This window comes from Desulfosoma profundi, from assembly GCF_055387865.1.
Genome location: NZ_AP042420.1, coordinates 3,356,571 through 3,376,940, shown reverse-complemented (window position 1 = coordinate 3,376,940; position 20,370 = coordinate 3,356,571). Strand labels below are relative to the sequence as shown.

The 20,370-nt window shown below is 57.5% G+C and carries 20 protein-coding genes; 5 read left to right on the top strand and 15 right to left on the bottom strand.

Features of this window, described 5'->3' with window-relative positions:
- Positions 1–176: 176 nt before the first annotated feature.
- The 6 genes from leuC to ilvB form a co-directional block, all read right to left on the bottom strand.
- Positions 177–1,439: a 3-isopropylmalate dehydratase large subunit gene (gene leuC, locus ACZ5K9_RS14620; RefSeq protein WP_464272062.1), complete on the bottom strand. Its 1,263-nt coding sequence runs from the start codon at positions 1,437–1,439 to the stop codon at positions 177–179.
- A 24-nt stretch (positions 1,440–1,463) separates the two neighbouring features.
- Complete coding sequence (gene pssA / locus ACZ5K9_RS14615; RefSeq protein WP_464272061.1) at positions 1,464–2,300, bottom strand: CDP-diacylglycerol--serine O-phosphatidyltransferase; 837 nt, start codon at positions 2,298–2,300, stop codon at positions 1,464–1,466.
- A complete protein-coding gene (locus ACZ5K9_RS14610) occupies positions 2,285–2,962 on the bottom strand; it encodes a phosphatidylserine decarboxylase family protein (RefSeq protein WP_464272060.1) in 678 nt (225 codons plus the stop codon). The genes pssA and ACZ5K9_RS14610 overlap by 16 nt, the downstream gene beginning before the upstream one ends.
- A 135-nt stretch (positions 2,963–3,097) precedes the next feature.
- A complete protein-coding gene (gene ilvC, locus ACZ5K9_RS14605; protein WP_464272059.1) occupies positions 3,098–4,099 on the bottom strand; it encodes a ketol-acid reductoisomerase in 1,002 nt (333 codons plus the stop codon).
- Between the two features lie 24 nt (positions 4,100–4,123).
- Positions 4,124–4,630 carry an acetolactate synthase small subunit gene (gene ilvN, locus ACZ5K9_RS14600; protein WP_464272058.1) on the bottom strand — a complete coding sequence of 169 codons (507 nt, stop codon included), beginning with the start codon at positions 4,628–4,630 and terminating at the stop codon, positions 4,124–4,126.
- The gene (gene ilvB, locus ACZ5K9_RS14595; protein ID WP_464272057.1) at positions 4,627–6,345 is read right to left on the bottom strand and encodes a biosynthetic-type acetolactate synthase large subunit; all 1,719 of its coding nucleotides are present in this window, start codon (positions 6,343–6,345) and stop codon (positions 4,627–4,629) included. The genes ilvN and ilvB overlap by 4 nt, the downstream gene beginning before the upstream one ends.
- A 273-nt stretch (positions 6,346–6,618) precedes the next feature.
- Here ilvB and ACZ5K9_RS14590 point away from each other — a divergent pair, with 273 nt between their 5' ends.
- Together ACZ5K9_RS14590 and ACZ5K9_RS14585 are read left to right on the top strand one after the other, a co-directional pair.
- Complete coding sequence (locus ACZ5K9_RS14590) at positions 6,619–7,095, top strand: FKBP-type peptidyl-prolyl cis-trans isomerase (protein WP_464272056.1); 477 nt, start codon at positions 6,619–6,621, stop codon at positions 7,093–7,095.
- Between the two features lie 12 nt (positions 7,096–7,107).
- Positions 7,108–7,770 carry an HD domain-containing protein gene (locus ACZ5K9_RS14585; protein WP_464272055.1) on the top strand — a complete coding sequence of 221 codons (663 nt, stop codon included), beginning with the start codon at positions 7,108–7,110 and terminating at the stop codon, positions 7,768–7,770.
- 306 nt (positions 7,771–8,076) lie between these two features.
- Here ACZ5K9_RS14585 and ACZ5K9_RS14580 read toward each other — a convergent pair whose 3' ends face one another.
- Genes ACZ5K9_RS14580 through ACZ5K9_RS14550 form a run of 7 tightly spaced genes read right to left on the bottom strand, consistent with a single transcriptional unit; the run spans position 8,077 to position 13,493 of the window.
- A complete protein-coding gene (locus tag ACZ5K9_RS14580; RefSeq protein WP_464272054.1) occupies positions 8,077–8,442 on the bottom strand; it encodes a hypothetical protein in 366 nt (121 codons plus the stop codon).
- A gap of 37 nt (positions 8,443–8,479) precedes the next feature.
- Positions 8,480–9,406, bottom strand: coding sequence for an ADP-ribosylglycohydrolase family protein (locus ACZ5K9_RS14575; RefSeq protein WP_464272053.1), 927 nt, complete (start codon positions 9,404–9,406; stop codon positions 8,480–8,482).
- Positions 9,407–9,436: 30 nt separating this feature from the next.
- Positions 9,437–11,137, bottom strand: a complete 1,701-nt coding sequence (locus ACZ5K9_RS14570; protein ID WP_464272052.1) for an ABC transporter ATP-binding protein — start codon at positions 11,135–11,137, stop codon at positions 9,437–9,439.
- A 43-nt stretch (positions 11,138–11,180) separates the two neighbouring features.
- Positions 11,181–12,122, bottom strand: coding sequence for a cobalt ECF transporter T component CbiQ (gene cbiQ / locus ACZ5K9_RS14565; protein WP_464273982.1), 942 nt, complete (start codon positions 12,120–12,122; stop codon positions 11,181–11,183).
- Positions 12,123–12,130: 8 nt separating this feature from the next.
- A complete protein-coding gene (gene cbiM / locus ACZ5K9_RS14560) occupies positions 12,131–12,748 on the bottom strand; it encodes a cobalt transporter CbiM (RefSeq protein ID WP_464272051.1) in 618 nt (205 codons plus the stop codon).
- Between the two features lie 24 nt (positions 12,749–12,772).
- The gene (locus ACZ5K9_RS14555) at positions 12,773–13,129 is read right to left on the bottom strand and encodes a hypothetical protein (RefSeq protein WP_464272050.1); all 357 of its coding nucleotides are present in this window, start codon (positions 13,127–13,129) and stop codon (positions 12,773–12,775) included.
- Between the two features lie 10 nt (positions 13,130–13,139).
- On the bottom strand, positions 13,140–13,493 hold the full coding sequence (locus tag ACZ5K9_RS14550) for a carboxypeptidase regulatory-like domain-containing protein (RefSeq protein ID WP_464272049.1): 354 nt from the start codon (positions 13,491–13,493) through the stop codon (positions 13,140–13,142).
- A gap of 716 nt (positions 13,494–14,209) precedes the next feature.
- Here ACZ5K9_RS14550 and ACZ5K9_RS14545 point away from each other — a divergent pair.
- Both ACZ5K9_RS14545 and ACZ5K9_RS14540 read left to right on the top strand, forming a co-directional pair.
- The gene (locus ACZ5K9_RS14545) at positions 14,210–15,745 is read left to right on the top strand and encodes a hybrid sensor histidine kinase/response regulator (RefSeq protein ID WP_464272048.1); all 1,536 of its coding nucleotides are present in this window, start codon (positions 14,210–14,212) and stop codon (positions 15,743–15,745) included.
- A gap of 387 nt (positions 15,746–16,132) precedes the next feature.
- A protein-coding gene (locus tag ACZ5K9_RS14540; protein WP_464271224.1) for an IS3 family transposase occupies positions 16,133–17,532 on the top strand; the annotation gives its coding sequence in 2 pieces (ribosomal slippage) (positions 16,133–16,484 and positions 16,484–17,532; 1,401 coding nt in all).
- Positions 17,533–17,536: 4 nt separating this feature from the next.
- Here ACZ5K9_RS14540 and ACZ5K9_RS14535 read toward each other — a convergent pair.
- The gene (locus ACZ5K9_RS14535) at positions 17,537–18,871 is read right to left on the bottom strand and encodes an SEC-C metal-binding domain-containing protein (RefSeq protein WP_464272047.1); all 1,335 of its coding nucleotides are present in this window, start codon (positions 18,869–18,871) and stop codon (positions 17,537–17,539) included.
- Positions 18,872–18,958: 87 nt separating this feature from the next.
- The gene (locus ACZ5K9_RS14530) at positions 18,959–19,492 is read right to left on the bottom strand and encodes a shikimate kinase (protein ID WP_464272046.1); all 534 of its coding nucleotides are present in this window, start codon (positions 19,490–19,492) and stop codon (positions 18,959–18,961) included.
- A 173-nt stretch (positions 19,493–19,665) separates the two neighbouring features.
- On the opposite strand from ACZ5K9_RS14530, the gene aroQ reads away from it, so the two are divergent.
- Positions 19,666–20,136, top strand: coding sequence for a type II 3-dehydroquinate dehydratase (gene aroQ / locus ACZ5K9_RS14525; protein WP_464272045.1), 471 nt, complete (start codon positions 19,666–19,668; stop codon positions 20,134–20,136).
- Positions 20,137–20,370 lie beyond the last annotated feature (234 nt).

Here is a 20,370-nt window from a genome sequence, read left to right as displayed (position 1 = left end):
ACAGCTGTACCGAAAATGGTCTCCGCCATAGGACCCCGCCGGTACGCCCGGGGCCACACGGCCGGCTCCTTATGGGCAGGAGATGATGAACGGCCGTAGCACCCTTCTGTGTGCCCCTGGTTTCACTCCAAGGAAACCATCGCCTGCCGTCTTCAGCGACCAGCCCGAGGCGCTCTTCAGCGCACTTCTTCCGGATGAGCGATGCGGCCCAGAACGGCCGACGCAGCGGCTACGGCCGGAGAGCTCAAATAGACTTCGCTGTCCGGATGGCCCATCCGCCCCACAAAGTTTCTGTTCGTTGTCGCGACGGCCCTTTCTCCCGCAGCCAAAATCCCCATGTGTCCACCGAGGCATGGCCCGCATGTGGGCGTGCTCACCGCCGCCTCCGCCTCCAAGAAAATCTGGATCAGCCCCTCATCCAAAGCTTCCCGATATATGCGTTGAGTGGCGGGGATGATGAGACAGCGCACGGACGAATGGACTTTTCGGCCCTTGAGCACTGCGGCGGCTTCGCGGAGGTCTTCGAGGCGTCCGTTGGTGCAACTGCCGATGACCACCTGATCGATAAGGATCGTCGGGAGTTCGGTCACCGGTTTGACGTTTTCCGGAAGGTGGGGCAGGGCCACCATCGGCTCCATACTGGACACATCCCAGTCGTAGACCCTTTCGTAGCGGGCGTCTGGGTCAGCGCTGAAAAACCGGTAAGGTCTTTGGGCCCGGCCCTCGACGTATTCCCTGGTGATTTCATCCGGGGCAATGAGTCCCACTTTTGCGCCCGCTTCGATGGCCATGTTGGACATGGTCATCCGGTGGCTCATGGACAGGCGATCGATGACCGGACCGGTGAATTCCATGGCCATATATCGAGCGCCGTCGACCCCGATTTGTCCGATGGTATAGAGAATGAGGTCCTTGCCTCCCACCCAGGGCCTGACCTTCCCGTGATAGACGAATTTTAGACTAGAGGGCACTCGGAACCACGTGGTGCCCGTAATCATCGCCGCGGCAAGGTCCGTACTCCCCACTCCGGTGGCAAAAGCCCCCAAGGCCCCGTAAGTGCAGGTGTGGCTGTCGGCTCCGATAATCACATCCCCCGGAAGCACCAGTCCCAATTCCGGGAGCAACGCATGTTCCACCCCCATGCGGCCCACTTCGAAATAATGGGCGATCCCGAATTCCCGGGCGAAATCGCGAAGCATCTTGACCTGCATGGCCGAGGCGATGTCTTTGTTGGGCGTAAAATGGTCGGGGATCAAGGCGATTCTTTGCGGATCAAACACCTTGCGCGCACCGGACTCGCGAAAGGCTTTGATGGCAATCGGTGCAGTGATATCATTGCCGAAACAGAAATCCACACGCACTTCCAACAGCTCACCGGCCCGGACTTCCGAGCGGTCTGTATGGGCGGCAAGAATCTTTTCCGCAAGAGTCATGGGCATGGGGGCGTTCCTTCCACTGAGAGTTCAGCACGCTGAGGATCCGTTTTCCCGGGGGACTTCCGGCGATTTCGTTCCAATCTCCGGCGTCTTGGTCCGTCGGAGTTTGTGGTATACATAGCGCGTCGGTCCGGACAAAACATAAAGGGTAAAGACAATAAAAAGCATGACACTGGGTTGAGACGCCACAACAGTCACCAAGAGCACCAGGACAAAAAGCACGGGCAAAGGTCGGCCCTTGACGACTTCCAGTTCCTTGAAACTGTCGAAGGGGATGCTGCTCACCATCAAAAATCCCAGAAGATAGGTCTCCAGCAGAAACGCAACGTTGGCCGGGCTGAAATCCGGGCCTTTGATCTTCAAAAGAAACAGCACGGTGGTGGCGACCATACACGCCGCCCCCGGGATGGGCAGCCCTGTAAAATACTTCTTACTTCCCGTGCCCGCCTGCACGTTGAACCGGGCAAGGCGCAAAGCGCCGCAAGCCACAAAGAGAAAGGCGGCGAGCCAACCGAGACGTCCGAAGGGTTTGAGCGCCCAGAGGTAGATCAAAAGCCCCGGGCCGACCCCAAAGGCAACCAGATCGGCCAAGGAATCGTATTCCACCCCAAACCGGCTCGTCGCGCCTGTCAACCGGGCGATTTTCCCGTCCAGGATATCGAAGACGCACGACACCAAAATCGCGATGGCCGCGTTGTCGTAATTGCCGTTGATGCTGCTGACGATGCCATAAAAGCCGGCGAACAGATTGGCCGTGGTAAATAGATTGGGAATGACGTAAGTGACCGGACCCGCTTGACCGTCTTCTGTCCATTTCCTCTTTTTTCGACGCCTCGCATAGAAACGGTTTACCGGATTCGACATAGTATCGTCTCCCCGGCAAAGACTTTTTGGCCCTTGCGGACCAACACTTCGCCTGTTGGAGGTAGGTAAACGTCCACGCGGGATCCAAAGCGGATCATGCCCAAGCGTTCCCCTTGCTGCAGGTGGTCACCAACCCGGGGCCAACATACGATACGGCGGGCGATAAGGCCCGCCACTTGCGTGACGACCACAGATCCCCCGGACTCCGTCTCGATGCGGATCCAGTTTTGCTCATTTTCCACGCCCGCCTTGGCCTTATCCGCCGCCATGAATTTCCCCTTCTGGTAGGCCATCTCGGCGACCCGACCCGATACGGGGGCGCGGTTCACGTGGACATCAAACACATTCATAAAAATGCTGATCTTCCAACAAGGTTGCTTCGTAAAGCGAGGCTCCGTGGTTTGTTCCACAAGGATGATCCGTCCGTCGGCTGGAGAGATCACGTCGCCTGAACCGGCGTTGGACCACCGCAGGGGGTCCCGAAAGAAATGCACCATGAGCACCGTGATCGTCGCAAGCACAATCGTCGGAACCACCCAGTGGAGCACCGCCGCCGTAAGTGTGAGAAACATCCCGGTGACAACATACGGAAGACCTTCCGGAATGAACGGCACATGGTTTCGAAGACGGCGAAAATCAGTGTGTGGAGATGAAGCTTGCATCACATTCCGGCCGAGAGCATCTCAAGGTTTCAATTTCGATCAGCGCGCGGGCATTCCCGGGTGCCCTGAGGCCGAACCCCACGTCACACCACGCGTTCCCAGTTCCTCAAAGCCTGTAACTTTCTGTCCAAAAGCCTAAGCCGGCTCTTTGGCATCGAGGAAAGGCATCATCGCCCGCAGCCTTTTGCCGACCTGTTCCACCAGATGGGCGCGCTCCCTCTGGCGGATGGCGCGAAACATCGGCGTCCCCGCCTGGTTTTCCAGGATCCATTCCCGGGCAAAGGCGCCGGTTTGGATCTCCTGCAAAATCTTTTTCATTTCCCGGCGAGTCTCTTCGGTAATGATGCGCTGGCCGCGGGTGTAGTCTCCGTATTCGGCCGTGTCGCTGATGGAATAGCGCATATACGACAGGCCTCCCTGGTAGATGAGATCGACGATGAGCTTCAGTTCGTGCATGCACTCAAAGAAAGCGATCTCCGGCTGGTACCCCGCTTCCACCAAGGTCTCGAAACCCGCCTTGATCAGCTCCGAAACCCCGCCGCAGAGCACGGTCTGTTCCCCAAATAGATCTGTCTCCGTCTCTTCCTGAAAGGTGGTTTCGATGACTCCGGCCCGTGTTGCGCCGATGCCTCGAGCGTAAGCCAAGGCTGTCTGGAGCGCCTGGCCGCTGGCGTCTTGATGCACGGCCACCAGGCCAGGCACACCGGCGCCTCGGACGTACTCGCTCCGCACGAGATGTCCCGGGCCCTTCGGGGCTACCATGACGACGTCCACATCCTTGGGCGGCACGATCTGTCCGAAGTGGATATTGAAACCATGGGAGAAAAGAAGCGTCTTGCCCCGGGTCATAAACGGGGCCACGTCGTTTCTGTAAAGACCGGCCTGAGTGTGGTCAGGGACGAGCATCTGTATGACATCGGCCTCTTCCGCCGCCTCGCGAGCACTCACGGGGTGGAAGCCGTCTTCCACGGCTTTCTCGTAGTTGGGCGAGCCCGGCCGTTGGCCGACGATGACCTGAATGCCGCTGTCCCGAAGGTTTTGTGCCTGAGCGTGCCCCTGGCTGCCGTAGCCGATGACGGCCACCGTTTTCCCCTGCAGAAATCTTGCATCGGCGTCCGCTTCGTAGAAAATCCGCATGGAATCCCCTCCTTGCGAAGAAAATCAGTTTTTCTTGGCCCGCGCAAGCGCCGCTTTGCCCGTCCGTGCCACTTCCACAATGCCGATCTGGCCCAAGAGCTCCAAGATGGCTTGAATTTTCCCGTCATCCCCGGTGACTTCGATGGTGTAAAAGTGGGGGCTGACATCCACCACCTTCGCCCGGAAGATGTCCACGATCCGAAGGACTTCGGCACGGGTATGCTGTTCGGCCCGCACCTTGATCAAGGCCATCTCCCGCTCGACAAACTCGGTGTCCCGGAAATCATAGACCTTGATCACGTTGATGAGCTTATTGAGCTGCTTGACGATTTGTTCCAAAATGTGTTGGTCCCCTTTGGTCACCAGGGTGATGCGCGAAAGGCCCGGCTCATTGGTTTCGGCCACAGTCAGGGATTCGATGTTGAACCCTCGGCCGCTGAAAAGCCCCGCCACACGGGACAACACTCCTGGCTGGTTTTCCACCAGCACGCCGATGGTATGCTTCAAGCCGTTATGTCGTGTCATGCTCATACGAGTAGCATCTCCGAAATTTCTTTGCCCGCCGGCACCATGGGATACACACCCTCTTCCGGATTCACCCAAAAGTCAATCAACACCGGCCTCCGAGTCGAAAAGGCCTCCCGCAAGACCGGTTCCACCTCTTCTGGTTTGGTCGCCCGAAGTCCTAGAGCGCCATAGGCTTCGGCCAATTTCACAAAATCGGGTGACGCATCCAAGCACGTGGCGCAGTAGTTCTTGCTGTAGAACAATTCCTGCCATTGGCGCACCATGCCAAGGAAGCGATTGTTCAAGATGGCCACCTTCACCGGCAGCTCGTGGCAGACGGCCGTCATCAGTTCCTGGATGTTCATCTGAATGCTTCCATCTCCCGCCACGTCGATCACCAATCGATCCGGAAAGGCCACTTGAGCGCCGATGGCCGCCGGCAGCCCGTAACCCATGGTCCCTAAGCCACCGGAGGTGAGCAAGGTTCGAGGTTTGGTGAAATGGAAATACTGAGCGGTCCACATCTGATTCTGGCCCACTTCCGTGGTGATGATGGCATTTTCCGAGGCCAGTTCAAAAATCTTTTCCACCACGAACTGAGGCTTAATGGTATCGCCTTCCTGCTTGTAGGCCAGAGGATACGTCTCGCGCCATTGGCGGATTTGGTCGAGCCACGGGAACCGAAGTTCCTCAAGATTTTGGATCGGTTCCTTCTCTGCCAGTTCGTTCAAACGCTGGAGAGCCTTCTTACAGTCCCCCACGATGGGAATGTGCACCAGGACGTTCTTGCTGATGCTCGTCGGGTCAACATCAATGTGGATGATTTTGGCTTTTGGGGCGAACCCGGCGATCTTCCCCGTCACGCGGTCGTCGAATCGCGCCCCGACGGCGAAAAGGACATCACAGTTTTGCACGGCCATATTGGCCCGGAATGTCCCGTGCATGCCCAGCATGCCCAACCACAGAGGGTGCAGAACCCTTTCCCCTTTGTCGTTCTTGACAACGGCCGGGAATCCCCCAAGGCCCATAAGTGTCGTGGTGACCGGGGCTTGAAGCGTTTCCGCCAAACGTTGCAATTCCTTGTGGGCACTGGAACTGATAACGCCTCCTCCGGCGTAAAACACGGGCCGTTTAGCGGTCTTCAGCAGCTCATAGGCCCGCAGTATCTGACCCTGATGAGGATCGACGGTCGGCCGGTAGCCCCGGAGATGCACCGTTTTCGGATACCGAAATTCGGTGGAAGCCTGAATCACGTCCTTGGGCAAATCCACCAACACGGGTCCAGGACGCCCCGTGCGGGCAAGGTAAAACGCTTCTCGGATAACCCTGGCCAAATCGTTGACGTCCTTCACCAGATAGTTGTGCTTGGTGCAAGGCCTTGTGATCCCCACAATGTCCACTTCCTGGAAGGCATCGTTGCCGATAAGCGGCGTGGGCACCTGACCCGTAAAGACAACCATGGGCACCGAATCCATGTAAGCCGTCGCAATGCCCGTGACCGTATTGGTGGCTCCAGGTCCCGACGTCACAAGGCAGACACCGACTTTGCCGGTAGCTCGGGCGTACCCGTCGGCCATGTGGGCTGCACCCTGTTCGTGGCGCACCAGAATGTGCCGAATGGGATGGTTCGACATCTCATGATAGATGTCCAACACCGCCCCCCCAGGAAAGCCGAAAATGATCTCGACACCTTCCTTTTTGAGACACTCAAAAAAAATCTGGGCTCCTGTGAGTTTCATGGGCTTCCTCAAAAGACCTCGAGGGCGCTTCCCTGGGACTCGGGTCCCTTTCGTGCCCTCGCAGAGGGTTTGATGGTGGATAACTCCTTTTGCTCCTTTAACTTTCCCTGCAGGTGAAGGGTCACTTTAGATAAATTGGTGGGCAGTGTCAACGTCCGCGCAATTGACAAACCTTTCCCGGTGTAGGATTTTGGAAAGCTACAGGCCGTGCCGCGCTGCGAAAGGTCCCGGATTCGTGGAGCAGAATTCTGCGGCCATCCCGAGGAGGCGCCCATGAAGGTTCAACCCCACTGTTCGGTCACGCTCTCATACACTTTAGAGCCGTCGGACACCGGCCCTTTTCCCTTCCCAAAGGGCCCCTTTCGCATGGAATGCTTGGTGGGTCATCGTGTGCTTCCGCCGTCCTTGGAACAGGCCATCCTGGGGTTGGAAGAAGGCGATAGCGTGGAGGTGCTGCTGTCCCCCGGCGAATTCATCGCGGATCCAAGTTCGGAAGGCCTGGTGCCGCTGCCGGTGGAAAATATCGCCGAACAGGGGCCGCACCCGCAAGGGTCCATCCGGCACATCATGGACGATGCCCGCCGCCTCCGGCCGTTCCGGGTTGTGAAACAGGACGGAGCCCTGGTTTGGGCGGATTTCAGCCACCCCCTCTCGGGACGGTCCTTCCGATTCCAAATTCGCGTGGAAAAGGTCCGTTGGGCCACATTGGAAGAAATCAAGAACGCCCTCCGTCACGGGGCGCTCCACTAAGGCATTGAAAGCATGTTCATGAATTCAAAAGACGAGACGACCGCTCCTGTGAAACCTGCTGACACGGTGCCTGCGCAGAAAGAAGCACTCAGTGCCGTCGCCCACTTCTTTTTCGAAATGGGAATGCTCAAACGAACCGAACGATCCGGATTTCAGTTCCTCGGCTCCGGAAAAGAATCCGTGGCCGACCACTCCTTTCGTGTGGCGGTCATCGGGTTTGCCTTGGCCCGTCTCACCGCGCATCCCGACCCGCATCGTGTCGTGTGTCTGTGCCTTTTTCATGATGTGGCGGAAGCCCGGACGGGTGACATGAACTATGTCAACAAACAGTATGTCACCGTCCATGAGTCCAAGGCCGTCCAGGATCTCACCCGTCCCCTTCCCTTCGGAGACGAGCTTCGGTCCTTCATCGAAGAATACCGGGAAGGCACATCGGAGGCCGCCCGATTGGCCCATGACGCGGATCAGCTGGACCTGCTGTTGGAGCTCAAACAGCAGAAGGATCTCGGTAACGCCTACGCGGCGGAATGGATTCGATACGCCATGGAACGGCTGCAAACCCCTGTGGGCCGGGAAGCCGCCAAAGTCATTGTGGAAACAGACTCCGCAGCCTGGTGGTTCGACGGCCATGAAGATTGGTGGACGGCGAAAAATCGGCACCGTGAGGAATCGTAACCCTCATCGGATGCCTTATACCTCGCCTTTTCAATGAGGCCTCGAGAGAAACCGAACAGCGCCGAGCCCAACGCTCAAGGTGTGTGGCCCCATCATACCGGGCCCCGAGGCAGGCGCAGCCCGGCCGTCCTCACCCATGGGACTTCATGAGGACGTCAGGCCAGGTCGCGCGGCACGGAGATCCTCCGGCCTTGTCCGCCCGCGGAGATGCGCGTCCCGTCCGCCCGGCGTGCACAAACGGTCGGTGGTCATCCCCCGGGAGGGTGCCGTCCGTCGACGCTCGGTTCCCACGGAAATGGGCCTCTTCTATCCTTTCTTCTTAGGCTTCCGGTCAAGAAGCGAAATCACTTTGGAGCCGGATTCGTCGTCGCCGTCTTTTCGGGCTTCCGTCGGCTCGCGTTGTCCAGGCGCTTCCTCCGAAGACGGAGGGGCATCCTCCGGTGGAGCTTCCACCTTGATCATCCGCATGGGATGCCCACCCATGGTGAACTCTTCCCCGTTGATATACGCCTCGCGCAAGATCCACGTCACCGTGATGAGCGGCACCTGAAAGACGAGCATCTTCACCTGCCACCATTCCGGTTTGGGATCGGGGGATATTTTCTCAATCCGAGCGAAAAACGCCGGTTTTCCTTCAATGTAAACGAGGACCACATCCCCTTCGCGCGTCATGGATCGTTCCCGTCCTTTTCCGCTGTGCTATGGGCCGTCATCTCTTCTTCCCGGCTTGATCTATCCGCTCGGCCCACTTTCGAATCTTGTCTCTGCATCGGAGGCCGTCCAGCCACGCCCTGGGGATCGCTGAAATCCCCAAGTGGGCCCCAAGGACCATACCCGCCAGGAGCCCACGTCCGGCCGAGTCCCCACCCGCCATGACATTTTGAATGAGTCCTTCGCGCAGATCCTCATCGTACCGGGCGATCAGATGCACCACGGAAGGAAACGCTCCGTCCACGGCGCAACTCTGCCCGAAGTCGACTATGGCGGCATCCGTGTCCATGGATGCGCTTTCCAGGCCTTGTTGCACCCAGGACGCAATGGGATCACCGAAAGCCCCTTCGCGGAGCGCATCTTGCAACGCATCCACAGGAGGGCTCCCCCAGAGAACCTTCAAGGTCACACGGGCAAAATACGCCGCAGCCTCAAGGACAAAAGGATGATTGTGGGTCATGGCCGTCTGGGCCTGGGCCGCAGCCACGCACCCTTCGAGGTCATCCCGATACGCATAGACTATCGGAGCCATCCGGCCTGCTCCGGCAAGGTCGGTCGATGAAGACCCCGAGGTCTCGGGACCGTGTCCCTCGGCAAAGCGCTCCAGGGTTCCGGTGCTCGCCTTGTCCTTATACCCTTTGTAATCTCGGAAAAGATCAAGCCATTTTGACGCAAAATGAGAAAGGACAAAACGCCCTTCACTCTCAGCTACCGACTCCAGAAGGACAAGCATCTGATCTCCGTAATGGGTGAGATCTCCTGCCTCTTTCCCCGGATGATAAGAGCCTGGTCCCGGTGACAGGTAGTGGTCCACACGCCCGAAACGTTCTTTGATCGCTTCGGGATCGTAGATCCAATGGGCCCCCAGAGCCAATGCATCAGCAGCGAACGCCGCCCAAAGCATTCCTTGAGCTTTATCTTGCATGTGCACGTCCTCTCTGCGTTACCACTCCCCTTAGGATTCGTGCATGGAGAGGATTTGGCGGCAACAACGGTTATGGTAGGTCACATCTAATCCATAACGCGAGTGGAGGCTGTCGTCCACCAGGAATTGTGAGGTGGGGAGATCCTGAACTAAACAGCCGTGATGAAGCAACACGGTCCGGTCTGTGAGGGCCGAGACGAAGCAAAGGTCGTGGCTGATCAGGACGAGTGTTGTATTCAGCTCGTCCAAGAGCCTCATGAGCCGCTCTTCGTTTTCAGGGTCCAAGTTGGCCGTGGGTTCGTCCAGAATGAGCACTTGCGGTTCCATGGCGAGGACCGCGGCGAGCGAAAGCCTTTTCCGTTCGCCGGCGCTGAGATGATGAGGTACTCGGTCCTCCATACCGACAAGGCCCACCTGCTCTAAAGCCTTTCGAACCCGACGGCTCAGCTCCGGCTCCCGAAAACCTAGATGCTTCAGGCCGAAGGCCACCTCATCGAAGGCGCTCGAGGAGACCATCTGGTCCATGGAATCCTGAAACACAATCCCTACGGACCGCCATAAGTCTTTCCGCACGCGTCCTTGAACGGGCCGACCCCCAAAGCGGTAAATGCCGAACCCGCTCTTGACCCCTACGAGCACCGAGGCCAACGTGGATTTTCCGGCTCCGTTTTCCCCTAGCACGGCAATCCGTTCCCCCTGGCGGATACAAAGGGAAACTCCTCGAAGGCCCCATGTTCCATCGGGATAACGATAGGAATAATTCTCCAGTTCCAGGAGCGGTGCCCGCCTTGTGTCGATTGGCCGATCTTGTCCTTCGGACGCATGAGTTGGGCTCCAAGAGGCCTTTCTTCGGTTTTCGTCGACACGGAGCGGTTCACCGGCCGTGACGGAGACGCCTTCCTGCACCGCTGGAGGATTGTCACTGCGGCCTGGACGGGGATTCGGTTCACGCGTCCCTCGGCAGCATTGGAAGCGGAAGGTGAAATCCAGCCCGTGTTCCCTCAGAGATGGACGATGCGCTATGAGGTCGGCAAAATCCATGTCGTGATGCAAGAAACCGCTGTGTAACACCAGAGCTCTGCGGCAGAGTCCGTGGAGAAAAATCAGGTCGTGGCTGATGCAGATGAGCGTCCCCGAAAAACGGGATAAAGCCTCCAGGAGTTTTTCTGTGCTTGCGGCGTCCAGATTCGCCGTGGGTTCATCGAGGATCAGCACCGAAGGTCCACACGCAAGAATCGAGGCCAGCGCCGCCCGTTTTCGTTGTCCATAGCTCAAATGGTGCGGAGCCTTTACCGCATGCATGCTCAGCCCCATAAGATCCAACATTTCGGCGGCAAGGGTCAATGCCTGAGCCTCGGACACGCCATAGTTCAGGGGTCCGAAAGTGACATCGTCCACCAGGCGAGTGCAAAACAGGTGATCATCGGGATCTTGAAAAAGAATCCCCACCTCCCGCCGAAGCCGCCTCAGTTCCTCTTTGCCCACCGCCTGCCTTTTGAAATAAAGCCGCCCTCCCGTGGGGCTGATCAAACCACAGAGAATTTTGGCTAAGGTGGTTTTCCCAGAACCGTTCTGGCCGACAAGAGCGATCTTTTCCCCGTATGACAGTGTGAAGGAAACACCTTGGATGGCGTCCTTGCCCCCGGGATAGCTATAGAAAATCTCCTCAAGATGAAAAAGGCTCGGTTCCGTCGTGGATACCTGGGGAACCCTCACCGCTTGCCAATGCATGAGCACCCTCGCGAAGAGGAGCGGCACCACGCTGGAGGCCGCTTCAAAAAGCGAAAAGCCGCCCCAGCGGCCCGCTCCACCGGTCTATAGCAACCATGGTGGATGAAAAGAGGACCCAGACCGCAACGTAGGACCAATCCCGGGGAGAAAGAGAAAACTTGACCGTGGAAGGAAACACTCCTGTGTAACCTCGACACAGCATCGCTTCATAAACCCGCTGCGTCCGTTCCATGCTGCGCACAAAAAGCATCCCCACAAAGCAGCCCAGGTAACCCAGGGTATCCCAGCCGCTTCGACCCCGAAAGCCTCGGACCGTCATGCCTATCCACATCCGGTGCATCTCGTGCCTGAAAACGAACACATACCGATACATGAGGAGCAGCATCTGGCAAAGAACAAGGGGAACACCCAGTTTTTGGACGGCTGCCATGGTCACCGAAAAAGGAGCCGTTCTCAGCATGGGTTCCATGATCAGCGCAACGGTCACGGCTTTGGTGCATATGCGGGCCGCCAGCTCCAAACCTCGAGGATTTACAGCCACGGCAGAAAAACCCTCGATGACCACGCGACGATCACATTCATGGAACGGTACGGTCAACGGCAGGATAACGAGCAGCATCAGGAGGAAGCCGCTCATGGCCGCGAGGCGCTTCAATGCCGATCGTCTCGGGGTGCGGGCAATCGCGACGGAGCTCAAGGCGATGCCCAGGCTGAGGAGCAAAGCAGGCCAATGTCTAAGGGACACAACAACGAAGGAGAAGAAAAAGAGGCAGAGGATCTTGCAGCGCGCATCCCAGAGGTGAAACAGGCTGGGGTGCGTCCCCGAGGCGTCCAGTTCGGGAATAGAGATATCTTCTTCCGCATCCTGAGGCAGCAATCGGGAGGACTTTTTCTTCTGAACCCAACGAAGAGCGAAAAAGACAATCGCAAGGATGACGGCGAGGAAACCGATCCCCGCGCCGACCCATCCTCGTGGAATGACCATCACGGGATTCAAATGGACCTCCGACCCATGGGTCCTTTGACCAGTTCAGGTTTCACCCTTTGGAGAAAAGTCACGACAAAAGCCGAAATCACGGCCTCGAGGATCACCACCGGCACGTGGGCGGCCACGGCGATCTTGGCCACACCAAAGAAATCTTCGCCTCCTGTCGCCAAAAGACCTGAGAGAATCAAGGCTGCGGCCGTCACGGCCAGCGCCGAGGCTGCCGCCGCCGCAGCCGCCGAGCCGATAGCGGAGCGCCCCGATAAGCCGCGAAAAAGCCCGGCGGCGAGCCATGCGGGCAGGCCCATCATGAGCGCATTGGCCCCAAGGGCCGTCAATCCTCCGAACTGAAAAAGAAAGGACTGAAGCACCAGCCCCATGAAGATCGAGACAAACGCGCTCCATCCCGTGAGAATCCCCACCAACCCTGGAAGGAGAAGATGGACACTGGTCGGTCCCAAGGGGACGTGGATCAACGAAGCGACGAAAAAGGCGGATGTCATCACGGCGATTTTGGGCAGATCATCGCCATCGGTTTTTTTGATGCTGACCGCCACACATGACCCCGCCGCCACAAACGAAGCTACGGCCACCGCCGTAGGAAGGACGCCGTCGGAAAGGTGCATGATCGAAGGTTTCCCCTTTCTGAACTACGATCCCTGTCGTCGGCGATCACGACGTGCATGCACGTAAAAAGCGATCCCGAAAAGACCGAGGATATAACCGATGCCTCCGATGACGTCTTTGAACTCCGGCTGATCCTGTGTGGCTTTCAAAGCCGCCAATTCTCTTTTAATGGATCGCAGTTCTTGGGCCATCTCCTGCTGCTGAGTGCGCATCACCTCGAGAATCCCAACGCAATCCTGCAAACCCTCCGGTGGGTTGGCACTTCCTGAAGTGGAGATTTCCTGGGTTCCGGAGGAAGCCCCCGCCAAGGGGGGGGCCGAAAGTCCCGCCCCTGCGAACCATATCCAAAGAAAAAGGAAGATCAAGAAACGAGCTTTCATGCCAAACCCTTCACATGTCGCTTTTTTTCAGGGTGAAAACGGCCCGGTGCCCCATGGATGCAGTGACTTCGATGGTGAGGTCCGTCTTCTCCTGTGGGGCTTTGAACTGGGCTCGGCCCTGCTCGTCTGTGCTCCCTTCGAAAACCTGTTTTCCTTGGGCATCCGTCACCCGCACGCCGCCCTTCACGACCGGAGAACCGTCCGGAAAATAGCTCTCCACAAAAACCGTTCCGCCTTCTGCATAGGCGAACACATTCACCTTGTGAGCCCACGCTGCCTCGAATGCCCATAGCGCACCTACGATAAAAGCAATCGTCATCCAGACCGATGCCCACCTCACTCGGCTGAATCTCTTCCGACCCATCACCTATCCTCCCTTCCACGGTGATTCATGACCTTTTCCCGCCAGTCTTGTCGAAAAGGGAAATCTTTCTTTCCCGTGGGACATACGACCTGCCGGTTGACGATCCGCTTTTGACCTCGAGCCGCCTTCATTCCCCGCGGTCAGTCCTTTCGTCGGCCCTATCGCCCCGGGGCTCCGAGTCGACCCGGGCCCTCAAGCGGACCGGAAACGCTCTCCGTATCATCTTGGAACATTCCATGACCCACAAGGAGTATCGATTCCTTCCGGCTGCAGGCGGTGTTGGCCATACGGCCGACTTTCCAACCTGGGGGACCAAAGGCTGCATCGCCCCGGGTCGTCTTGCCCCCACGCCTCGAACCCCACGAAAAGAAAAGGCCGAGCGTCTCCCTCAGACGTCGGCCTTCATGACCGTTCCTTTAAGCCATGAGAAGCGAGCTGCCTCTCTCGGACTTTTCCACCGGGCTTCTGCCCAAGGATCCGCGGTTCACCTCGGATCCCTTTCCGTCCGCACCTTAGCGCCTGCGGTCATCGTCGTCAAGACTGAGCGGTGCCGGCGGCGATGGCACCCATGGGTCTGGGAAGCTCAGCCGACCCTGGGTTGTCGAGGCACGACCACCGGGAAAACCGGGAAAACCAGTTGATTTTCCGCACATCTTAACCTATAAGGGACAGAGCAAAATGAGTTTACATGCCTTCGTCATAGAGGGTTATGGTTTATGAAGGAAAATGTGCCCGATCCACCGCCCCATGTTCTGGCCGCTTTCTTTCACGAAACCCCAGACGCTGTCCTCTTTGTGGATGCAAACGGCCGGATCGCCTTCGCCAATCCCGCCGCCTGCCGTCTTCTCGGCTATGAACATGAAGAGATTCTCAATGCCGATGTGGGCGTGTTCTTGCGTGGACAGGACGTCGCCCGGGCTTTGGGCGAAGCCTCCAAACAAGGCCAGGAGCGATCTCCCCGCTACGCGGAATACCGCCTGAAGCGGGCGGATGGGTCCTTCACGTGGGTGGAAGTGTCGGTCTGTCCTTTGCCCGAAGAGCACCAGGGACTGATGGGGTGGGTTTTTCGGGATGTCACCGCGCGAAAGGAGCTGGAGGCCGATATCGTCACCCGCACCAAACTCGAGGCCATCTCGACCATGGCCGGGGGCATCGCCCACGATTGGAACAATATCCTGTCCATCATTCTAGGGAACCTCGATCTCGCGCAAAGCCGATGTCGTCCTGAAGACGCCCTGATGCCGTTGATCCGGAGCGCCACCCAGGCCGCAGTGGAAGCACGGGAATTGGTTTTCAAATTCCTGTGCTTTGCCCGGAACGCGGTTCAAGAGGAGACGGTGGTCCACGCTGGTTCTTTGGCTGAGGAAGTTTGTCGGGCGACGTTATCCGGGAGGTCGGTGAACGGTGAGGTCAGTTTTCAAAACGGGCTGTGGAGCGTCAAAGGGGATCCACAGCTTTTGCGCACCGTTTTGGCGAACGTTCTGGAGAACGCCCGGGCCGCCACGCCGGCTGGGGGCACGATCCGCGTCCTTTTGCGAAACGTGGAGGTCGCCCCTGAGGACGGCATGAGCCGTCATCTCAAACCCGGACCGTATGTGCGCTTTGATGTCCAGGATGAAGGTCCGGGAATCCCGGCAGACATCATCGACCGCGTCTTCGATCCGTATTTTTCCACCAAGACCAGAGGGACTCAAAAGGGCATGGGGATGGGCCTTTCGGTGGCTTGGGGCATCGTCCAAAGCCATGGCGGCCACATCGGCATCACAAGCCAGGAGCAGACGGGCACAACGGTCACCTTCTATCTTCCCGCAGTCCCCAAGGCTCAACCGCTTAAGGGGGGACGATCGGAAATCAACGGCCCTCTGCGGGCCAAGATTTTGGTCATGGATGACGAACCCATGCTCCGGCAGCTGGCCGAAGCCGTGATGGAACATCTTGGTTACGAGTGTGAGACGGCGCGCCACGGGAAAGAAGCCGTCGCCAAATACAAGGAAGCCATGGAGAAAAGTGACCCCTTCGACATGGTTATCCTGGACCTCACCGTGAAAGGCGGCATGGGGGGCATCCCCACCATGGCGCAGCTCTTGAGCATCGACCCCCATGTCAAAGCGGTGATCTACACCGGGTATTCTGCGGATCCCATCCTCGATAATTACCGCCTTTACGGCTTCAAGGGAGCTCTGCCCAAGCCTTACGCCATTAAGGACATGGCGGACTTGATCCGCCGAGTGGTGGGGAAAAAAGAGCATTAATACCGGCCCTTGGAGCGAAAGTGCTCCGGAACCTGCATCCCGCCAAGGAAAACGGTCTCCCGTCCGGATCGACCGGGCTCTGCCGCCCACATGGACGAGTCCACCTCTTGGGTGGTCGGATGCTCCATCCTGGTGCCTTCACAAGCGCCGGAATCAACTCAGCGCCCCGACCGTCCGCCTCCCGGCACCCCCGGTGGACCCTCTTCAGGCGGGTCTCCGGCCCATTTCCTCAACCCTCTGTGCCAATGAAGGTGAGTCACCTACCCCTTGTTAAATTTGAGTTGGGCGGGTAGGAGACAGGATCAGATGACATCAGTTCAGAATCGGCAAACGGGGGTAGGAATGGGGGTAACGGAAGGGGCCAGTAGGGCGTCTGGAGTTGCCCTCATGGCGACCAATCTCAACGCACCGGATCCGGAGGTCATGGAAAAAAAACGTCGCCGCAAATTCACGGCTGCTTATAAGTTGCGCATCCTCGAGGAAGCCGATGCCTGCACATTGCCTGGGCAGATCGGCGCCCTTCTCCGCCGGGAAGGCCTTTATTCATCGAATTTGACCACGTGGCGCAGACAACGAGATGAGGGGCAGCTCAAAGCATTGTCTCCCCGAAAACGGGGGCGAAAAGCGAACCCGGACCACCATCTTGCAAAACGTGTAGCCCAATTGGAGCGGGAAAATCAGCGCCTCAGAGACCAGATCAAAAAGGCGCAGACGATCATTGAGGTTCAAAAAAAAATCTCAGACCTCATGGGGATTCCCCAACCCAATCACGAAAGCGACGAGAGCAACTTATGAAAGCGGCGGTCCAATTGCGAACCGAGGTGGGAACCGTCCAGGCTTGTGATGCTTTGGGCATTGCCCGAGCAACCTTCTATCGTAGACTGAAACCCACCAGAGCCCAGGTAAATCGTCCGGCTCCGCCGTTGGCTCTTTCGGATCAGGAGAGGCAAACGGTGATAGACCTACTCCACTGCGAGAGATTTCAGGATGCTGCCCCTCGCCAGATCTTTGCGTGCCTGCTTGATGAGGGGACGTATCATTGCTCGGTGCGCACGATGTATCGCATTCTGAAAGACGAACATGGAAGCGTCAAGGAGCGTCGCCGGCAGGTGCAGCGCCCCGCTTACGAAAAGCCCGAGTTGCTCGCCACCCGCGCCAACGAGGTTTGGTCGTGGGACATTACAAAGTTATTGGGCCCCGTCAAGTGGACCTATTTTTACCTTTACGTGATCATGGACATCTTTAGCCGCTACGTGGTGGGATGGATGGTTGCCCACCGGGAAAGTGCGGCCCTGGCAAAGAGGCTCATTGAGGAGACCTGCAAAAAGCAGGGTATTGTTCACGGCCAACTTACAGTTCATGCGGATCGGGGATCCTCCATGACCTCGAAGTGTGTTGGCCAATTGCTATCGGACTTGGGGGTCACCAAAACCCATAGCCGGCCTCATGTGAGCAATGACAATCCCTATTCGGAAGCCCAGTTCAAGACCCTCAAGTACTGTCCGCAATTTCCAGGACGTTTCGGTTCCACCGAGGATGCCCGCTCCTTTTGCCGGAATTTTTTCAATTGGTACAATCGAGAACATCGCCACTCGGGTCTCGGGCTGGTCACACCGGAGCAGTTCCATTACGGGTTGGCGCCTCAGATCGTGGAGCATCGTCAACAGGTTCTCAAGCAAGCATTCGAGGCCAATCCTAGCCGTTTCAAAGGCAAGATACCCAGGCCTCCAGCATTGCCGACTGCCGCCTGGATCAACAAGCCTTCAAGCGACGCTGTAAGAGTCTAACATTTTACCGGAGGTGTCTCATTTTCATTGACACATTCCGAACGATGTCTTGAATCGCTCCTTGGATTTTGCTCAGAGCCCCGAGCCGATTCTTAGCCCTTTCCAAGTACGGCAACGCTTCAGGATTCTTCTGACGTCCAAGAGCCTGGGCCGTCCAGTTGACCACGTAAGGATTTTCATGTTCGGTCATGCGGGCAAGGATCTTGAAACTCTGCTCGGTGGGGACGGCGCCCAGGACCATGAGAAGGCCGGTCTTCAGCTCATCAAAAGCATTGTTTTCAAAAAGGGTTTTTTCGATCACCGGGACCGCGGTCTCCCCCATTCCCTCCAAGTATTTCAGGCACATTTGCGAAAAATAAGGAAAGCGGAACATGGACAGCTCGGCCAAAAGCCGAGGGGATTCGGGATGCCCGACGGCGTGGAGCAGTTCGGGGACGAATAAGCTCGCCCAGGAAAAATTGTAGCATAGCGGCAGAAGATACGGTACCGACGCCGGTCCGTCTTTGCGGATTTCCTCGAGAACCGTCCATAGGGCTCGTCGGCGTGTTTCTATGCCTTCTGTCCCCTTTTGCGGAAACCGCTTGAGGTCGTTGGCGGTTTTGAGTTTAGCCGCTCGCTGGGCCTTTCGGGCATCGCCGTCCGGCGGAAACTCTTTGGCATAGGTGCGGGCACGCTGAGCAATCCAGAACTTTTCCAACCACGTGCTCGGGGAATAGATGTGCACCAGTTGGGTGCGTTCCACCCCTTCCCTTTTATGGTACCCGTTTTCCTGGAAAAAATCCTTTTCCTCGACCGCCACCTGGTAGCGGGTCCGTGCTCGGTAGAAAGCCGCGTCGTAGTCTCCCTGTCCCAGACAGGCAGACACGATGATATCGTGCAACCGGTCATCTTCCGGGAATTTCTCCAGCAGGTGCTCGGCAAGTTTGCGGGCTTTGCCGTAGGATTCTTCCATAAGGGCATGAAATCCTTTATCGACGTCCTCCTGGAGTTTTTCCCTAAGCTGGATGCGCTCCTCGAGTTTTTGGAGTTCATCTTTGGGCAAAGCTTTTCGCGCCTCCTCGTGGTGCGCCATGCAACATTTCTTGTATTTTTTTCCGGAGCCACACGGGCACGGATCATTCCGGCCCGTCTTGCGCACGATGAGGTCGTCAACAAGCGCCATTTGGCGCCGAGATATCTTGTAATCATCGATGAGTTTGTCCAGGTCTTGTTCCCGAAGGCCATAGCGGGCACAGACGGTTTCTCGACTGACCCCTTGGAAAACGTCATACACGGGCTGCCAAGGATTTGCGGGCAGGGTCACAGGCTTTGAAGAGGAAGATGCGGGCGTGTCGGTCATGCAAACGGTCCTTTCAGGAAGCGTCGGTCCAATCTTTACACACCACAAGCTCAAACCATGCTTGTCTATCATCCGGAAGCGTTTCTGTCAAAACGACTCTAAACTTTCCAGATGCCGCACAATGATGTCCACAAGCTCTTCCGGCGAGCCGCGGTCTGTATCCACAACGAGATGGGCCGTCGCTTCATACCACGGACGTCTTCGATGGAGCACCTCGCTCGTTTCCTCAACAACGCTCCGGCCTGTAAGAGAGGGTCTCTGTCCGGGGGTGTTTTCATCCGAGGCGAGGCGTCGACAAAGGGTTTGCACGCCGCAACGGAGCCATACGGTGAAAAAGTTCTGCCGGAGTATTGTGCGGTTTACCTCTTTTTCCACAACCCCGCCACCTGTGGCTGCCACGATATTTCGCCGCCGCGAAAGATCGACAAGCAGTCGAGTCTCCTCACGCCTAAAAGCCTCCCAACCGTATCGCTCCACCCACGCGGCGATGGAAAGCCCCATGCTTTCGGAGAGCACCTCATCCATATCCACAAAGTTCCATTCCAAAGCGCAAGCGAGCCGTGGCCCAAGCGAGCTTTTCCCCGAGGCTCGATAACCGATCAAGGCGATCCGACGTGGCATTGACACAAGGCATCCTCCTTTCTGCGGACTCTTACGACGTTTTGCCCGCCAGGACAAGAATGCCGACGCCTTCGTCACCGCGAAAAACCGTTAGCTTCATCACGTGCCGGTAAGCTACATAAGGGCTAACGACGGCAGACGAAGGGGTTTAGGACTAACTGGAGGATGGCCGTATGAAAAAAGTTTTGGTCCTTCATGGTGTCAATCTCAATATGTTCGGACGTCGGGATCCGCACCATTACGGAACATGGACCCTCGCCGAGATTGACAACGCATTGGTCCAGTTGGGGAAGATCTTAGGCGTGGAGGTGGAAACATTTCAGACCAACCACGAAGGGACCATGGTGGAACGCATCCACGCTGCACTGGATGACGGCACGCACGCCGTGGTCATCAACGCCGGAGCCTGGACACATTACAGCTACGCTTTGCGAGACGCCCTGGAAATGCTCCGGGTTCCCGTGGTGGAAGTGCATATGTCCCATATCGACGCACGGGATCCTTTCCGGCGCCGTTCTGTCTTGGCCTCTGTGGTCAATGGTCGGATCTCCGGTTTTGGCATCCAGAGTTATCTTTTGGGACTTCGGGCGGCTGTATCCCTTATGGAAAAAGAGCCCCAAGAGCAGACCACGGACGTGGTGTAGCTTTCCCATGACCGGGCCGTAAGTGGGAAGGAAAGGTTGTTTTCCTTGACGAGGGGGCCAGCAGCGATGTGCGCCGGTGGGCCCCTCAGCTCACGTTTGAACCGAGCCGACGCAGGACCTGCATGCGACCCCGTGCCGGCCCTTTCCGTTGAATGACGTTGTGGTGGGCCGTCCCTCTTCACCCGTCTTGACGAAAAATCCTCCGTTCGGCTAGGAGTGGTGGCCGATGGGTCA

Excerpts from the sequence above, each read along its gene's own strand:
- ACZ5K9_RS14535 (WP_464272047.1), bottom strand. The coding sequence starts at position 18,871 with ATGACCGACACGCCCGCATCTTCCTCTTCAAAGCCTGTGACCCTGCCC.
- leuC (WP_464272062.1), bottom strand. The coding sequence starts at position 1,439 with ATGCCCATGACTCTTGCGGAAAAGATTCTTGCCGCCCATACAGACCGC.
- cbiQ (WP_464273982.1), bottom strand. The coding sequence starts at position 12,122 with ATGGTCATTCCACGAGGATGGGTCGGCGCGGGGATCGGTTTCCTCGCC.
- ilvC (WP_464272059.1), bottom strand. The coding sequence starts at position 4,099 with ATGCGGATTTTCTACGAAGCGGACGCCGATGCAAGATTTCTGCAGGGG.
- ACZ5K9_RS14575 (WP_464272053.1), bottom strand. The coding sequence starts at position 9,406 with ATGCAAGATAAAGCTCAAGGAATGCTTTGGGCGGCGTTCGCTGCTGAT.
- ACZ5K9_RS14555 (WP_464272050.1), bottom strand. The coding sequence starts at position 13,129 with ATGAAAGCTCGTTTCTTGATCTTCCTTTTTCTTTGGATATGGTTCGCA.
- ACZ5K9_RS14570 (WP_464272052.1), bottom strand. The coding sequence starts at position 11,137 with ATGCATTGGCAAGCGGTGAGGGTTCCCCAGGTATCCACGACGGAACCG.
- ilvN (WP_464272058.1), bottom strand. The coding sequence starts at position 4,630 with ATGAGCATGACACGACATAACGGCTTGAAGCATACCATCGGCGTGCTG.
- cbiM (WP_464272051.1), bottom strand. The coding sequence starts at position 12,748 with ATGCACCTTTCCGACGGCGTCCTTCCTACGGCGGTGGCCGTAGCTTCG.
- ACZ5K9_RS14580 (WP_464272054.1), bottom strand. The coding sequence starts at position 8,442 with ATGACGCGCGAAGGGGATGTGGTCCTCGTTTACATTGAAGGAAAACCG.
- ACZ5K9_RS14545 (WP_464272048.1), top strand. The coding sequence starts at position 14,210 with ATGAAGGAAAATGTGCCCGATCCACCGCCCCATGTTCTGGCCGCTTTC.
- ACZ5K9_RS14590 (WP_464272056.1), top strand. The coding sequence starts at position 6,619 with ATGAAGGTTCAACCCCACTGTTCGGTCACGCTCTCATACACTTTAGAG.
- ACZ5K9_RS14610 (WP_464272060.1), bottom strand. The coding sequence starts at position 2,962 with ATGCAAGCTTCATCTCCACACACTGATTTTCGCCGTCTTCGAAACCAT.
- ACZ5K9_RS14585 (WP_464272055.1), top strand. The coding sequence starts at position 7,108 with ATGTTCATGAATTCAAAAGACGAGACGACCGCTCCTGTGAAACCTGCT.
- pssA (WP_464272061.1), bottom strand. The coding sequence starts at position 2,300 with ATGTCGAATCCGGTAAACCGTTTCTATGCGAGGCGTCGAAAAAAGAGG.
- ACZ5K9_RS14550 (WP_464272049.1), bottom strand. The coding sequence starts at position 13,493 with ATGGGTCGGAAGAGATTCAGCCGAGTGAGGTGGGCATCGGTCTGGATG.
- aroQ (WP_464272045.1), top strand. The coding sequence starts at position 19,666 with ATGAAAAAAGTTTTGGTCCTTCATGGTGTCAATCTCAATATGTTCGGA.
- ACZ5K9_RS14530 (WP_464272046.1), bottom strand. The coding sequence starts at position 19,492 with ATGCCACGTCGGATCGCCTTGATCGGTTATCGAGCCTCGGGGAAAAGC.
- ilvB (WP_464272057.1), bottom strand. The coding sequence starts at position 6,345 with ATGAAACTCACAGGAGCCCAGATTTTTTTTGAGTGTCTCAAAAAGGAA.